Source organism: Paraglaciecola arctica BSs20135 (assembly GCF_000314995.1).
Classification (GTDB): Bacteria; Pseudomonadota; Gammaproteobacteria; order Enterobacterales; family Alteromonadaceae; genus Paraglaciecola; species Paraglaciecola arctica.
Genome location: NZ_BAEO01000038.1, coordinates 13046 through 29634, shown reverse-complemented (window position 1 = coordinate 29634; position 16589 = coordinate 13046). Strand labels below are relative to the sequence as shown.

Here is a 16589-nt window from a genome sequence, read left to right as displayed (position 1 = left end):
TTTTCCATCTCATGTTGCCGCAAATATTTCGATATTTGTGGACCTAGGCCTTTATCGACAGCTACCTACCAATTTGCAGCAGCCTTAATAAATATCTTGTTTTCTTTACAGTAAATTTTTTGTCATTTCACTTTTCGCTTAGAACTTTCGACTTAGCAATAATAAGATTTTGAGTTTTATCACTTTTAGACACGCTTGGTTACGTATCTATGTTTTAAATATACCCTCTACTTTACTAAGCTTATTTTAAAGATGTGCTCAGAGGGAATACTCTTTGGGCCAGTTGTGATCGTTCTAAACTGGGAACCAAAAAATGAAAACAAGCACAAAAATTATCACTGGCGTTATTATTTTAGCTATTGCTGGGGTTGTCATATTTCAACTAACCAAAAAAGAAGAAAACAAAGGAATAGAAGTCGAGATTGCTAAAGTCGAATTAGCGACCATTATTCAGAAGGTTAATGCGACCGGAAAGATCCAACCAAAAACTAAAGTAAACATCAGTGCCGATGTCAGTGCCAAAATCACTAAGTTAGAAGTAAAAGAAGGCGATTGGGTTGAGAAAGGTCAGTTCTTATTAGAGCTTGACCGAGAACGTTATATTGCAAGCATGGAAAGTGAGGAAGCTAATGTTCGCTCAGCCCAGGGCCAAGCAAAATTAATCATGGAAAATTTGAAGCAAACCAAACGAGTACTTGAAAGAGCCAAGGAATTAGTGGCCAAAAAGCTCGATTCCCAAGCTAATTTGGACATTGCTGAAGCTGCACACCAAGTTGAGCTGGCTCGCCATGAATCAGCCTTAGATCGCGTTGAACAAACAAGAGGTATGTTAAAACAGTCCAAAGATGCTCTGTCTAAAACAACCATCTACGCGCCTATGTCTGGCACCATTAGTAAACTCAATAAAGAATTAGGTGAAATTGCCATTGGCTCTCAGTTTCAGGAAGACGTGATTATGATAATCGCTAATCTTAATGACATGGAAGCCTTGGTAAAAGTAGATGAAAATGACATTGTTTCAATCGTACTTGGTCAACAAGCAGAAATTGAAGTAGATGCACTTTTAGGCAAAAAAATAGTGGGTCAGGTTAGTGAAATTGCCAGTAGTGCAGTTGATCAACAACCAGGTAATAACAACCAAAAAACAGAATTTGAAGTCACTATCAGTATAACCAGTAACGTCAAAGAGCTCCGCCCAGGTATGACAGCTAGTGCTGACATAGTGACAGATACTCGTGAACAAGCAGTCAGTGTGCCTCTGCAATCAGTCACTGTTAGAACCGCAGAGCAATTAAAGTCCGAGGGGAAAACTTATACACCAGGTGAAGATGGCTTTGTTGAGGTGGTGTTTGTGGTGAACAATAATAAAGTAGAAGCAAAACAAGTAACCACAGGCATTCAAGGCGAAGCGTCGATTGAAATCATTCAGGGCGTGAGTGCTGGTCAAGACATAGTTATCGGCAGCTATCGTGCGATATCCCGTGAGCTGGAGAACGACTCTGAAGTGAGCGTTAAGGAAAAAGGGGATAACTAGCATGAGTAGCCCAATCAAGCCCTCAGCTACATTGGTAATTGACAATGTGGCGAAAACTTACCAGATGGGTGAGCAACAAGTAAATGCCCTTAAAGGTGTTTCTCTAACCATTCATGCCGGTGAGTATGTGGCTATCATGGGTCCTTCTGGCTCAGGTAAGTCTACTTTAATGAATATGATTGGCTGTTTAGATGTGCCCACATCAGGTACTTATTTACTCGAAGGTGAGTCGGTAGGCGAGATGACTGAAGATCAACTGGCGGGAATTCGCAACGAAAAAATTGGCTTTGTTTTTCAAACCTTTAATTTGGTCCCAAGAGTTAGTGTGTTCAGTAATGTCGAGTTGCCACTTATTTATAAAGGCGTAAGTAAATCACAACGCAAAAAAATTGTTGATAAGGCAATTGAGTCTGTTGGTTTGATGTCTCACAAAGATCATAAACCTAATGAATTATCTGGCGGACAGCGTCAGCGAGTAGCCATTGCTAGGGCGTTAGTCTGTGGTCCATCGATTATATTAGCTGACGAACCCACAGGTAATCTAGACAGCCAAACGGGTGACGACATCATGGCTCTGTTGAATGAGCTACATGAAAAAGGCAATACCATAGTGTTAGTTACCCATGAAGATGACATAGCAGAACACGCCCAGCGAGTGGTTAGATTAAAAGATGGTCTACTCGAAAGTGATAAACAACAGGTAGCTAAACGTTTACGTGCTGTGGCGGAATAGATACTTGATCCTATTCAGTCTAATGAATTGAGATAAATTATGAAATTAACGTTGGAAATAAGCGAATCTTTTAAGATTGCTTTAAATGCCCTAACAGTGAATAAGGCTCGGGGGACTTTGACTGCTCTTGGGATCATTATTGGTATAGTTGCGGTAATAGTAACTATGACTGCCGCAAACGGTTTACAAATATCGTTTCGAGAATCTTTTGCCTCTGTGGGCTCTGATGTGATTTATGTTTCCCAGCGCCCTTGGGTACAAAACGGTTCATGGTTTAGATTTAGAAACCGCCCACCTATTACTTTAGACGCCAGTGAGCAACTTCAGCAAAGACTACAAGGTCAAGGCGTGGTAAATCCCAGCATGGGCCAAAACCAGTCAATAAAGTATCAAACTAAAGTCATGGATAATGCCAGGGTTATTGGCACAACGGATAAACAAACCATAGTGTCAAATATGTTGCCTGAAAGTGGCCGTTTTTTGATGCCTTTCGATGTGGCCTATAAAAAACAAGTGGTAGTGATTGGCTCTGAAATCGCTACTGGGTTATTCGAACATTTTGATCCCCTAGGCCAAGAGATAAAGATTGGCCGCTATAAATTCAAAGTAGTGGGCGTAATGGAAGAGCAAGGAGGCAGTATTTTTGGAGGACCAAATTTTGACCGACAAATGTTTATCCCTATTACTACTTATAGCAAAGTGTTTGGTAACAGTGGCGGCCGAGCGAATGTTGATATTGCTATTAAAGCCCCGTCACCTGATGCCATGGAGGACTTTGAATACCAAGTAATAGGTGAGATGCGCAAGATTAGAGGCTTAAAACCCATAGAAGAAGATGATTTTGCGATTAATAAACTGGGTACATTATTAGATGCTTATAATTCAATAATGGGGGTGGTGGTAGCCGCTGGTTTAGGCATTACCAGTATCTCACTTTTTGTTGGTGGGGTAGGGGTGATGAATATCATGTTTGTTTCAGTCACAGAGCGCACTAAAGAAATTGGGATCCGCAAGGCGATTGGTGCCAGGCGGCGAAATATACTGATGCAGTTTTTATTCGAAGCCTTATTGATTTGTTTATTTGGCGGGATAGTAGGTTTGTCTGTTGCTGCAGCGATAACTGAAGTGTTGAATCAAACCTTATTACCAGCGAGCTTGTCACCGACCATTATTATTGCGTCCTTGGTTATCTCAATGTTAGTCGGGGTGGTCTCTGGTTTTGTGCCTGCCTATAGAGCGGCAAAGCTGGATCCTATCGAGGCCTTAAGATATGAATAGTTGGAGTCAATAATATGAGATTATTCGATACGTTTGTGATGTCCTTAGGGGCAATTCGTAGTAATAAATTGCGCTCAAGTTTAACCTTATTTGGGGTTATTTTAGGTGTGGCTTCAATTATAGGCGTGATGACTGCTATTTCGGTGGTACAAAATACTATGGAAAAGGAGATGACAGTATTAGGCACGCAAACCTTTCAAGTACAAAAATGGCCTAATGGATTTTCCAGTGATGAACAAAGACGTGAAGCCATGAAATGGCCAGCAGTGACCTTAGATGAGGCACAAGCGATCCGTGACCAAGTACAATCTGTCGATTTGGTAGGTACCGAATTTTGGGACGGTGGCAAGGTGGCCACATTTAATGGTTACAGTACCGAACCTATGGTGTCTCTGTGCGGTGGATCACCTGAATATGCAGAAAACAATACTCATTATATTGCCAATGGTCGTAATATTTCTCGTATGGATATGATGGCTCACAGAAAAGTAGTGGTATTAGGTAATGCCTTGGCCAATGAACTCTTTCCTTTTACTGATCCCATTGGCAATAAAATACGAGTAGACGGTACAAAATATGAAGTGATTGGTACTTTTGTCCCTAAAGAATCGGCTTTTGGTGGGCCTTATGAGGTGTTGGCACTGATCCCCGGCACAACTTACTCACAAACTTATGGCTTAGTGGATGGTCGTGGTTTTCAACGTTCGGCGAATGTCACCATTCATTCTCGCACACCAGAGTTATTAGACGATGCCATTGAAGAAACTCGCAGTGTGCTGCGGCGTATTCGCGGCTTGAAGCATAACGAAGCCGACAATTTTTATTATTTCACTAGTTTGAGTCAAATTGATCAATTTAATGAATCAACCAAACCAGTAAAAATAGGTGCCTTTATCATGGGCACAGTAGCCTTGATTGTGGCAGGTGTTGGTATCATGAATATTATGCTGGTGTCAGTGACCGAACGTACTAAGGAGATAGGCATTCGAAAATCACTAGGTGCAAAAAGACGGAATATTCTGACGCAGTTTCTAATCGAGGCAGTGGTACTGTGTAATTTAGGTGGTGTGATTGGTATTTTACTGGGCTTTGGATTAGGCAATATCACCTCAGCACTTACTGGCTTTGAAGCCAATATCCCCTATGAGTGGGCATTGTTAGGTATGGGGTTTTGCAGCTTTATTGGTATTACATTTGGCATGATACCTGCGATAAAAGCCTCTAAGTTAAATCCTATTGAAGCGTTAAATAATGAATAGGTATTTTAAATTTACAATTATTTAGTTTAGTTTTATTTCAATATAAAAAAACGGCGCTCACTAGGCGCCGTTATCTTTTACACATAAAACAGGGAGAGTTTTGGAAGCTTATTCGTTATTTTCGATAAGCTTACTACCAATCTCTATTTTTCTCGGCTTTTTCGATTCAGGTACCACACGTTCTAAATCGACGTGTAATAAACCATGCTCTAAGTCAGCAGCTAATACTTTAACGTGATCCCCTAGTTGGAATTTACGTTCAAAGCTTCGCTCTGATATGCCTTTGTGTAGGAACTTACGCTCTTCCTTGGTGGAAGCGTCATCCGTTTCTTTGGCGGCCTTAGTACCAATGACCTGTAAGGTATTTTCTTGCACTTCTATGCTAACTTCATCTTTAGCAAATCCGGCAATAGCCATAGTAATACGGTATTTATCCTCGGCTAACAATTCAATATTGTAGGGAGGGTAAGAAGATTGTTTTTCGTTTCTTGAAGCCGTGTCAATCATTGAAGCTAAGTGGTCAAAACCAATAAATGAACGGTAAAGTGGAGATAGATCGATGTTACGCATTGTGTATATCCTCGTAAATTAAGCAATATAAAATTTAAAGTTGCCCCGAAAAATCGGCGGCGTTTAGGTTTAGATTTCCTATCACCAAACCCAGTATGGGCTGTGCTAATTAAATTTAATTAACACCTCAGAAACAAGTCCTGTGTTTCTGTGTCAACCCTTTCGGCGTCGACAAGATATATATGTAGTTGCCAATGTATTTTTCAATATTAAATTCAAAATAAATTATCATTAATATTTAACTGTATGAATTTTAAGGAAAATAAATATAAATTATTTTAACGAACCTGCAACTGCAGCCTGCGCATGAATAAAAGTGGTGTCATAAAGTTTGCTTTTTGTATGACTTTTTTCAATTAACAAACCAATTTCAGTGCAGCCCAAAATGATCCCTTGAGCGCCGCGATGGGTCAAATTTTGTATGATTTTTAAATATTGTTCGCGGGATTGTTTGTCTACTATTCCCAAGCATAACTCTTGGTATATAACGCGATGAATAATATCTTGCTCAGCGTCAGTAGGAACCACTACATCAATTGAAAATTTATCGGTTAATCTGTCTTTGTAAAAGCCCTGTTGCATAGTGAATTTAGTACCGATCAGCCCGATCTTGGTCATTTTATCTGCAACAAGTTGTGTTCCTGTCGCATCGGCAATATGCAATAAAGGGATGTTCACAGCATCAGATACTTGGGATGCCACTTTATGCATAGTGTTGGTACAAATCAGAAAAAAGTCCGCCCCGGCGGCTTCAAGAGATTTAGCCGCATTGGATAAAATCTCTGCTGTTTTTTGCCAATCACCTTGATGCTGTAATGCTTCTATTTCTGCGAAATCAACACTGACTAAAACCAACTTAGCCGAATGTAAGCCACCTAGTTGCTGTTTAATGCCTTGATTGATCAGTTGGTAATAACTGGCTGTAGATTCCCAACTCATACCACCTATTAGTCCGATAGTTTTCATGGTTGTAACTAACCTTCATTTTGTAAAAGTCTTGAAGGTTATAATACCCAATAGGCAAAAAAAAGCCCGCGTTAAAGCGGGATCAAGGAACACTATAAGAACTACACAATTGATACTTTCAAGGTGAAATTAAAGATCAAATTTATTGTTTCAAAGAGGGCTAATAAGCTTTTATGGAGTAAAAACTATAAATGTTTATGTGGGTATTAAAAGTGTGGCTTGTACACCTGTTGTATCTTCGCGGTTTCTGATGATTAAGTCCCCACCGTGATTCACGAGAATCTGTCTCGACAATGATAAACCAATACCTGTTCCTTGTTGTTTTGTAGTGTAAAAAGGTACAAATAAGTTGTCCATATTGTTAATACCGCAGCCGTGGTCGCGTATTTCAATTTCAATAAACTGGCTGTCTTTTCGCCAGCAAATATTAATTTTTTCTGTTGGATTATGGTACATAGACTCACAGGCATTTTTTAATAAGTTAACCAATACTTGTTGCAGTTGGTCTTTGTCTGCGTAAACCACTAATTCCGCTGAATCAAGCACAATATTGGCGTCAGTAAATAACAAAGCTACCGACTGGATTAATGGTTCAATATTAAATAGAGACTTAGTAGGTAAGGGTAATTTTGCTAGTTTTTGATAACGTTGGATAAATATATTGAGTGATTGGGCTCGTTCAGTTATAACGCCTAATCCCTCTTTCAAATCCTTATCTAAATCCGTACCTGAATATTGTTTCTCAACCATTTTTTCCAATGTTTCCCCTATGGAAGCAATAGGAGCAATAGAATTGTTGATTTCATGGCTGAGTACTCGCAATAACTTTTGCCAAGCTTGCCTTTCTTCCTCTCGTAATAAATTTTGAATATCGGTTATAAAAATAAGTGTGTGTTTGATACCTTTTTCAAAATATTGGTCGGTGCGGATCAGCACCTTTTTTTTATGTTGCTTTATCTCGAATTCGGCTACTTTGTTGTAATCTTTAGACAGTACATTTTGTAGACCTAGTTGTTTAATTGGCCAACCTTGCATTTCTTCAAAGCGGCATTTGAATAACTTTTCTGCGGCAGGGTTCATTAAACTGATGACTTGATTGTTATCAGCCGCCACAATTGCAACGTCGATTTGATCCGTGACTTTAGCCAGTAATATTTGTTTTTCACGGGTGATTAAACTTTGTTCAGCTAAGGTTTCAGCCAAGTTATTTAATAACTGATTAAAATCACTGAGTGCACCTTCTAAGCCCTTATTATTGGCGCGCATGGTGTAGTCATTTGAGGTCATTGCCTCGACCAAGTTTGTTGATGTACGAAGCTGAAATATGACTTGTTGGCGAATACTGAAAGCGCAATATAGAATGCAAACCAATAAGGTCAACACCAATAAAATTTTTGGATAGATAGACATATCAACGAAGAATAACAACACACAACAGCAGAATGTTGGTAATAGTCCGATAAAAAGCGCAAGGCGCACCAGCCTATCTTCAAATGCTATTCTGACGACTTTAGTATTTTTTAACATTGTCCGTTAAGTACCGAGATGCTTGAACGCATATTTTATCACAAGGTCAGGTTATGTTTTTCTAACCTTCGATAATAAGCGCTGCGACTTAAGCCTAATGAGGTCGCAGTTTCTTGTCCATTGTGATTGAACTGCGCTAGACGTTGCTCAATGATGGTTTTTTCAATCTCATCCAATGGAGCATGGTTAATATCAATATTATTTAGTGTTTCCTTTGGTAAAAGCGCCTCGGTTGTATTGTTTAAACCCAAATCTGTGGCGGTAATGATGTTTCCGAGACGTAAAAATATGGCGCGTTCAATCATGTGATTTAATTCGCGAATATTGCCAGGCCAAGTATAAGCTCGCAAAGCTTCTATGGCTTGAGTCGCAAATTCTCCTTGGGGCATTCGGTATTTATGGGCGTGTTGCATTAAAAAATGCTCAGCTAAAGGCATGATATCGGCTAGCCGTTCTCGTAAAGGTGGAATGGTAATTTCCACAGTGTTGAGTCGATATAACAAGTCTTGTCTAAATTGCCCTTGTTCTATCAATTCTGCTAGATTTGCGTTGGTGGCAGAGACCATACGTACATCCACACACTGAGTTTTTGAACTGCCCACTTTTTCAAACTGGTGGGCTTCTAACACGTGTAATAATTTGGCTTGTTGCGATCCATGTATATTAGCGATTTCATCTAAAAATAGGGTGCCGCCTTCGGCTAGCTCAAATCGTCCAATGCGGTTGTCTTTAGCGTCGGTAAATGCGCCTTTGACATGGCCAAACATTTCACTTTCGAATAAGTTTTCGCTGATTGCGCCCATATTAACGGATATAAAAGGGCAGGCGCTACGTCCCGAACATTGATGTAGGTATTCAGCAAACATGCTTTTTCCGGTGCCATTTTCACCGGTAAGTAAGATGTTCATATCGCTTTGTGCTAATTTTTCTAATTGGGTTAACAGTTGTTGCATCACTTGGGACTGGGCAATGATGCCAGCAGACTTTGCAGAAATTTGATCTCTTAACAGGGCATTTTCCTGAGCCAGTTTTATGCCTTGATGCTGCATATCACCGATACGTATTTGCGCTTGGATAATGCTAAGCAATCTATCATTGCCCCAAGGCTTTTGAACAAAATCTACTGCACCTAATTTCATGGCTTCAACTGCGACTTCAATACTGCTGTAGCCCGTCATCACCACAACAGGCAGTTGTTCGTCGAGTTGTTTAATAGCAGCTATAAGTTGTAAACCTTCGTCACCTGATGTGGTATCAGCATGGTAGTTAAGATCAACCAAGGCCAAAGAGTAATGGTCTTTTTGCAGTGTATCTAAACACTCTTTAGGCGAAGTTACCGCTGTAACCTGGTAATTTTCGCCTTTAAGCAAAAGTTTTAGCGCTGTCAGGATACGGCTATCATCGTCAGCTATTAAAATTGAATGTTTCATTTTAAGTTCTTATTTAGGGCTTACAGGTATGAAGCTGTAAGCCTTTATTTTTTAATCATTTTAAAGTGTATTAATCATGATGCAAGGCTTCACTTGGCTCCATTAATACTACCTTTTTAGTAGGAATAAAGGTCGCCAATAACACCATAAAGATAATCAGTAGTGGTACACCTAACATGCCTAACACGTAACTGAGATCATTGATGATCATGGTTTCACTCATAAAGTTGACTAGCCAAATAGATAGACCAATTCCGATGGTTAAACCAATGGCTAATTGTTGACTTGCTTGTAGCATAAATAAACGCATGATCCCCGCGTCAGATGATCCTAAGGCTCGGCGCACACCAATTTCTTGGGTACGCTGACTGATGCTATTCGAAGCCACAGCGTAAATACCGCTGGCTGCAAGAAACGCCGCAATAATGCCGCAGAGTAAAAACACTTTACTCACAGCCACAACCAACATCATTGGCTGTTTAATTAAATTATCGTAACTTTGAATATGATAAACACCCACATCTGTATTCACTTTATCTACTGCTTGGAGCAGTGTTTTTTCCGCTTCAACCTGCAATCCTGTGTAATGCATAGCCATATTGACTCTAAACAGTCCCCAATTGTCCATTATATGATATGAGTTATAAGAGGTACTAGAAGAGCGCATGGTTGAGCCATGGAAAGTGTCTGATACCACGCCCATTATAGTATTCCACTCGCCCTTATTGCCTGGGTTAGCTCTACGAACTCGTTGCCCAATGGCATCACCATCAGGGAAAAACTCTTTAGCAATAGACTCGTTGATAATAATACTCAGTACACCTTCGCCAATATCTCTGTGATCAAAGTCTCGACCTTGAATGATCCGCATACCCAAGGCACGCCAAGAATCTTTTGCTACACCTTCGTTATTGCTATAAGGATTTTCGTTATACACGGGTGCTTCGCGACCTTCGATTTCGTAGTAACTGGTGCCTTCACCGCGGCCAGGTAATTCAGTCATCATGGCCACCGCTTGTATATTGGGCTGACTTTCTAATTCGTCCTTTAATGCGTAATAAAATGCAGAACGTTTTAAACGGTCGGCATGTTCAAACTCAGTGTCGCGGCGTATGCCAAAACTAACAGGTGGCAGTTGTAATTGTGCAGTCAAACGATTTTCTGTTTCCACACCATAATCAGCAATACCGGCAGAATAACTGGTAGAAAGTAATATACTGGCCATCATTAATACCACGCATGATAAGAATATTTCTGAAATCACTAATACTTTGCTGGCTTGAGCGGCTTTTTTGCCTATGGCTCCACGGGTTCCGTCTCGTAAAACAGCATTAAAATCACCTGATAAAGCTCGCCATGCCGGTATGTAGCCAGTAATAAAAATCATGGCAACAACTGCGCTTATTAGCAGAAAAATTCCGTTAGCTTCAATTTGTACATGCCACCAAAATGGTTTTAAGTTGTCTACTGCATAGGTTTGGTCAAATACTTGGTTACTGATTTCCAATCCCCATGCTGCTAACAACAACGCAAGGAGCCCACCTATGCTACAAATAAAGATGCTTTCCCATAACATTTGTAAAATTAAACGTTTTCTGGGTACACCCATAGCCACGCGAATAGCAATTTCTTTAAAGCGCTGATTAACTCTTGCCAATAATAAATTACCCACATTGATACAGGCTAAAAGTAGGATTAGAAATACCACCACAAACATGGCCATAAACATCGAGTAGTACTGGGTAATGGCTGCTTTTTTGAAGGGCTCTGCAGAGAGGTATTTTCCGTCAGTATTAATACGCCAATTCATATCTTCGTCAAGGCGTGTCGATAGTTCAGTACTATAAGCATCCATTTCTGTACGTAATTGGCTGAGTGTTACCCCGTCAGCAAGACGGGCGAAGCCAAACACACCGTTATAAGAACGTTCGGTTGCAGCAACGCTGACCTGAGGCAGAGGCTGCCAAATCTCCGCAATAGCCGGAAACGCAAACCCTTCAGGCATGACGCCAATAATACGATTGGGTTCGGCATCTAAAGGCACCATAGTACCCACAACTGATTCATCACCTCGGAAGTAGTTTTGAAATACTTCGTAGCTAAGTACTACGCTTGGTTCAGCCCCTTCAAAATGATCTTCTGGTGAAAATCCTCGGCCCAAAATGGGCTGCACACCGGCGAATTCAAAAATGTTCCAACTTACATAGGTAGAGTTAAATTTACGAATAGCGGTGTTGGCACCTGCGCCGCCAACAAAGGTGGTGCCTTCTTGATAGACACCTAAATCTTCCAGCAAATTTAGCTCATTTTTTAGTTTATATAAGTCGAATGGATCGGCTGGCCTCCTAGACAAATGGGTGTAATCATATTGCGCTTCGACTGCATAAATGGGTTTGTCGTTGTTTAAGGTCAAAGGGGTGAACACTAAACTATTCAGCAGTGAATAAGTATAAAGGGTCAGCCCTAACCCTATGGCGACAATTAGCACTGTCAGTGCAGTGAATGCAGGCTTTTTGGCTAATAACCTTGCCGCGTATTTAATGTCGAGAGAGACAGACATAATAATTTCTCCTAATAAACAAATCTAGAACATGTTTTATTTATAAAACAACTGCTTGGGATTTTTCAGTTAATTGATCCGAGACTATTTTCCCATCGAATACTTCAATAGTGCGGCCAGCACGAGCTGCCGAGCGGGGATCATGAGTCACCATACATATAGTTGCGCCTTGATCGTGGAGTCGGTCGAGTAAGCTCATTACTACCTGCGCATTTTTTGAATCCAAGTTTCCTGTGGGTTCATCTGCCAAAATGATAGAGGGATTACCAGCAATGGCTCGAGCCACAGCTACCCGCTGTTGTTGTCCGCCTGAAAGCTGTGAAGGAAAATGATTGGCTCTGTGTTGCATATCCACTTTTTCTAGCGCGTCTTTTACCATTTCAGCTCGTTGGCTTTTAGTAATGTCGCTGCGATAAGTTAAAGGCAACTCAACATTTTCGGCCACACTCAAATCACTGATCAGATTAAAAGCCTGAAAAATAAAGCCAATTTCTTTATTGCGAATTTTGGCTCTTTCATCACGGCTTAAATCAGATGCTTCATGGCCGGCTAATTGATAAGTACCTGCCGTTGAGGTATCGAGTAAACCTAACAAAGATAACAAGGTAGATTTGCCACAACCTGATGGGCCGGTGATAGAAAGATACTCGCCTTTATTGATACTTAAATTAATCTCGTTCAATGCATGGGTTTCAACATCATCAGTAAAAAATACTTTTTTTATGTTGTTTAACGTCACTAATGACTTAGATGTAGCTGATGTAGTGATCATAATTTTGCGCTCCGCTCTTTGCAGTTAATTATTCAGTTAATTATTCAGTTAATTTTAATTTGTTGATGTTCTTCAAAGCTTGATACATCAGAAACAATTATGTTTTGTCCCGCTTTTAAACCTGATTTAATTTCGATGTACTTGGTCGATGTTTGCCCAAATGTGACCTCATGTCTGCTGGCGCTGTTACCTTGGGTATCTAATAAGTAAACTTGTGCTTGGCCAAAACTTTTGGCAAACATAGGGCGTTGCACAAATAAGGTATTGTTGATGCGGGCAATGTCTATCTCGCCTTCTACAGTTAAGTCAGGCCGTGCTTCTTTGGGAATGTCACTGGTTAATTCAACGTCCACTTGAACTGAACCATTGATTACAGCTGGATCGATTCGTTTTATCTTGCCTTGGATTTTGCTGGTACGAGTATCTACCGTTACCGCTTGGCCTATGACTACCTCATTGATAAGCTTTTCTGGGATCCGTAATTCAGCGATAAACTCTCCACTGCGAGCCAAGCGGGCGAGGTTGGTGCCAGAGCTGACTTGTTGCCCTAATTCCATTGGCATTTCTTGCACTATGCTGTCCATGGTTGCTTTAACGTGTAAGCCGTCTACTTGTTGCTGCGCACGTTGTAGGATTTTGCGCATGCGGTTAAGGCGCGCTTGGGCGGCCAAACGCTGTGCGGCTAGATTTTCACGGCGTTTTGCCAAACGTTTAATTTCTAATTCCCAGCGTTGTTTAAATTGCGCCACATCTATTTTTATTTCTTCATGGTCGATGTGAGATACCGCTACTACGCCTTGTTCTAATAATGTTTTTTGAGCGTTTAATGTGAGCAACGCACGTTCGTGATTGAGTTTTTCGTTGATTACGGCGGCTTCTTGGTCGAGTAATTCAGACTCTAATGAAACTTCTAGGGCCGTTGTTTCGGCTTCCATTTCATCCAGTTCCCATCTGGTTTCTTCTAGGCGTTGTTCCAGCTGTGGGTTGCTTAACTCCATCAATAAATCGCCTTCTTTTACCAAAGCGCCCGCTTTGATCAATATACGTTCAACCCGGCCTTCTACATTTGTGGCTACCCAGCGAATGTCTTTAGGCACTAAAACACCTATGCCGCGCACAGATACATAAAGTTCGCCTTGTTGTACTTTGTCTGTTAACAAAGCATTACTGTTCACTGCGTAGGTTGATCCGTCACGGTTAAAGACAAGCTTTACAGCAAAAAACAAGATGATGATTAAGGCCACAACACCCAAAATTTTGACGCTCATTTTCTTTTTGGGTTTTTCGCGAATGATGTCCATTGATTATTTTACCTTGTGTCACTTATGTCTTGCATATGTAGTGAATAGAGCAATGCTTGTGCCAATAATTAATTTTCTTTTATTTCAATTGGTTAGAGGTTGCTAGGCTTTATGGAAGGTGATCCGTCTCGATAGTGGGACGGTATTTTATGAGGTGGTGTTTCGATAATGGGACTGGCGCGACGAGATGGTTTGTGAGTATATATTAGCTCTCAAAGTGTCGTATAACTTTTGAGTCCAAGGCTAATCAATTTTCACCTGTAAAAATATGACTGTGGATGTATTTAGCATACAAATATAAGGGTACATTTTATCATCACCTTTGGAGGTGGGAGGTAAAGGTTTTTGTTGTACATACTATAGTGGTTGGCGGAATCAACCCGACAATTTAACGCAATGCATCTTTAGGCAAACTTTTCTATCATTGAATACAATTGGGATTGTTCTACTGGTTTAGATAAATACTCATTCATACCACAAGCAAAACACTTTTCACGTTCTCCCGACATAGCATTTGCAGTCAAAGCAATAATGGGAATAGTGGCTACTGGGGAGGATAGTTGCCGAATATGTTGGGTTGCTTCATAGCCATCCATATTTGGCATTTGGCAATCCATTAAAATGAGCGAAAAAGTGCGAGCAAGTTTTGTTTCATGCTCAAGTATGGCCAAGGCTTCTAATCCATCATTTACGATGTCATAAGTAATTTGTCGTTGTTTTAACATTTCTCCGATAACGACTTGATTGATTTCATTATCTTCAACTACCAATACTCTGAGGTGGCTAAGATCTTTGGGTTTTGATACAAAAATAGAGGAGTCTATGGTTTGTCCTTTTTCCTTCAGAATACCGACCTCGATACTTGCCTTGAATGTACTGCCTTTATTCGGTGTGCTTTGTACACTTACATCGCCACCCATTAACTGGCAGATTTTGCGAGTAATTGATAGGCCAAGCCCGGTGCCACCGAATTTGCGAGTGGTGGTTTCGTCTGCTTGATTAAAGGGCGAAAATAAATTTGTTTGTTGTTCTTCACTGATACCCAATCCGGTATCTTTAACAGTAATGATTAAAGTGGCTTGATTGTCGGCGTGTAAGTTTAGTTGGATCGCAATATTAACCTGCCCTTGATGAGTAAATTTAATTGCATTTGATAACAGGTTCGAACAAATTTGACGAAGTCGAGTTGGATCGGTGAGCACGATAACATTTTGAATTAAATCAAATTGTTTTGTCATAAAGATAGACTTGTCTTTCGCTTGTGGACTAAAAATATCGACGCAATTATTCAGTAATTGGTTGAGGTCTACTGGTACTTTTTCAAGTGTTAACTTGCCAGAGTCAATCTTAGTGAAATCTAAAATATCGCTGATAATGCCAAGTAAGGACGAAGCACTAGATTTGGCTAAACTTAAAAAACGTTGTTGTTCAGAATTAAGAGGTGAAGCTTCCAATATTTGTAACATGCCCATTACACCATTGATTGGTGTGCGAATTTCATGGCTCATATTGGCTAAAAATAAACTGCGGGCTTCAAGTGCTAACGAGAGCTCTTTGTGTCTATTTTCTAATTGAACCCGAGAATAAACCTGTTCGGTTATATCTTGAAAAGCCCCTATTAACCTAACACATTGGCCATTCTCTAATTCAGCTCTTCCCTTGGATGCCACCCATTTATTGTTTCCTTTTTGAGTGACAATTTCAAATTCCCCAGAAAAATGCCCTCCTTGTTCTATTACCTTATTAACTCTATTGGTGATACGTTCACGATTTTCGCCTTCTTTATAAAAATTTATTGATGTTGCTATATCAGGCTCATAATCAGCGTCAACTTCATGAATTTTTCTAGTCTCTTTTGACCAATAAATTTTTTCATTAATTAGATCAACTTCCCAAGCTCCTACACCTGCCAATTGGCCCATTTGTTCCAATATATTTTGTTGGCGCGCCATTTTTTGTTGTTGTTCATGCAGTAGTACCAGCTTTTCATTAAGGGCTATTTCATTACCGACCCAATGAGAGAGTAATTCTACAAAGTCATGTTCTTCTGGGCTAAAAGGCTGGGTTCGAGGAGCGCTTGCTGAAAAGTTAATGGTGCCAAAACGTTTACCTTCAACCAAAAGAGGGGCACCAATGTAACTTTCTAAACCAAAATTTAAGTAGCATGGGTGTTGGGCAATATGACTCTTACCTGCATGGTGAAAAGATAGCGCTTGATTGGTTGCTAAGGTATGTAAACAATAAGTTTCGGCAACTGGGAAAATGGTACCTACAAGTAGTGAATTATCAGGAGAAACACCATGTCGTACAATGTAATTGTCATCTTTTATCTCACTAATAATAGCAAGTTCAAGTTGGAAATGATTCAAACCAAACTGCAGCAAAGCATCCATTTTTTGCTCATAAGATAAATTGCTATCTGAGGTTATTTGATACAACCCTGAGAGGCTTGGCATCGAATTTTACTCCTTTCTCAAGTAAATGCTAACCTAACTTAAACTGCGTAATTAGTTTAGTAGAGGTACCTATAGCAAGACTATATCCTGTAAATCAACTGCTGAACATCCAATTTTGTGTTCCGTATATATAACTTCAAACACTAATTTTCTCGTAAGCATCTAATTGTTGGTATAAAAAAACCGACAAGTTAGTCGGTTTT

At 40.1% G+C, this 16589-nt stretch carries 12 protein-coding genes; 4 read left to right on the top strand and 8 right to left on the bottom strand.

Annotated elements, in window-relative coordinates; all coding sequences use genetic code 11:
* Window positions 1-313 precede the first annotated feature (313 nt).
* From GARC_RS13400 to GARC_RS13385, 4 genes are read left to right on the top strand one after another with little or no spacing between them, the layout of a single operon-like run.
* Window positions 314-1534, top strand: a complete 1221-nt coding sequence (locus tag GARC_RS13400) for an efflux RND transporter periplasmic adaptor subunit (RefSeq protein ID WP_007620956.1) — start codon at window positions 314-316, stop codon at window positions 1532-1534.
* A gap of 1 nt (window position 1535) precedes the next feature.
* On the top strand, window positions 1536-2267 hold the full coding sequence (locus GARC_RS13395; protein WP_007620955.1) for an ABC transporter ATP-binding protein: 732 nt from the start codon (window positions 1536-1538) through the stop codon (window positions 2265-2267).
* A gap of 39 nt (window positions 2268-2306) precedes the next feature.
* A complete protein-coding gene (locus GARC_RS13390) occupies window positions 2307-3545 on the top strand; it encodes an ABC transporter permease (protein ID WP_007620953.1) in 1239 nt (412 codons plus the stop codon).
* A gap of 14 nt (window positions 3546-3559) precedes the next feature.
* Window positions 3560-4804: an ABC transporter permease gene (locus tag GARC_RS13385; RefSeq protein WP_007620951.1), complete on the top strand. Its 1245-nt coding sequence runs from the start codon at window positions 3560-3562 to the stop codon at window positions 4802-4804.
* 108 nt (window positions 4805-4912) lie between these two features.
* Here GARC_RS13385 and GARC_RS13380 read toward each other — a convergent pair whose 3' ends face one another.
* The 8 genes from GARC_RS13380 to GARC_RS13345 all read right to left on the bottom strand — a co-directional run bounded on the left by GARC_RS13380 (window position 4913) and on the right by GARC_RS13345 (window position 16386).
* Complete coding sequence (locus tag GARC_RS13380) at window positions 4913-5374, bottom strand: Hsp20 family protein (protein ID WP_007620949.1); 462 nt, start codon at window positions 5372-5374, stop codon at window positions 4913-4915.
* A gap of 273 nt (window positions 5375-5647) precedes the next feature.
* Entirely contained in the window at window positions 5648-6340 is a 693-nt protein-coding gene (locus tag GARC_RS13375; RefSeq protein ID WP_007620942.1) for an aspartate/glutamate racemase family protein, read from the bottom strand.
* A gap of 195 nt (window positions 6341-6535) precedes the next feature.
* On the bottom strand, window positions 6536-7867 hold the full coding sequence (locus tag GARC_RS13370) for a sensor histidine kinase (protein ID WP_007620940.1): 1332 nt from the start codon (window positions 7865-7867) through the stop codon (window positions 6536-6538).
* A gap of 38 nt (window positions 7868-7905) precedes the next feature.
* Window positions 7906-9297, bottom strand: coding sequence for a sigma-54-dependent transcriptional regulator (locus tag GARC_RS13365; RefSeq protein ID WP_007620938.1), 1392 nt, complete (start codon window positions 9295-9297; stop codon window positions 7906-7908).
* A 70-nt stretch (window positions 9298-9367) separates the two neighbouring features.
* The gene (locus GARC_RS13360) at window positions 9368-11857 is read right to left on the bottom strand and encodes an FtsX-like permease family protein (RefSeq protein WP_007620936.1); all 2490 of its coding nucleotides are present in this window, start codon (window positions 11855-11857) and stop codon (window positions 9368-9370) included.
* A 40-nt stretch (window positions 11858-11897) separates the two neighbouring features.
* On the bottom strand, window positions 11898-12629 hold the full coding sequence (locus tag GARC_RS13355) for an ABC transporter ATP-binding protein (protein ID WP_007620934.1): 732 nt from the start codon (window positions 12627-12629) through the stop codon (window positions 11898-11900).
* A gap of 44 nt (window positions 12630-12673) precedes the next feature.
* On the bottom strand, window positions 12674-13930 hold the full coding sequence (locus GARC_RS13350; RefSeq protein ID WP_007620933.1) for an efflux RND transporter periplasmic adaptor subunit: 1257 nt from the start codon (window positions 13928-13930) through the stop codon (window positions 12674-12676).
* 404 nt (window positions 13931-14334) lie between these two features.
* On the bottom strand, window positions 14335-16386 hold the full coding sequence (locus GARC_RS13345; RefSeq protein ID WP_007620930.1) for a GAF domain-containing hybrid sensor histidine kinase/response regulator: 2052 nt from the start codon (window positions 16384-16386) through the stop codon (window positions 14335-14337).
* Window positions 16387-16589 lie beyond the last annotated feature (203 nt).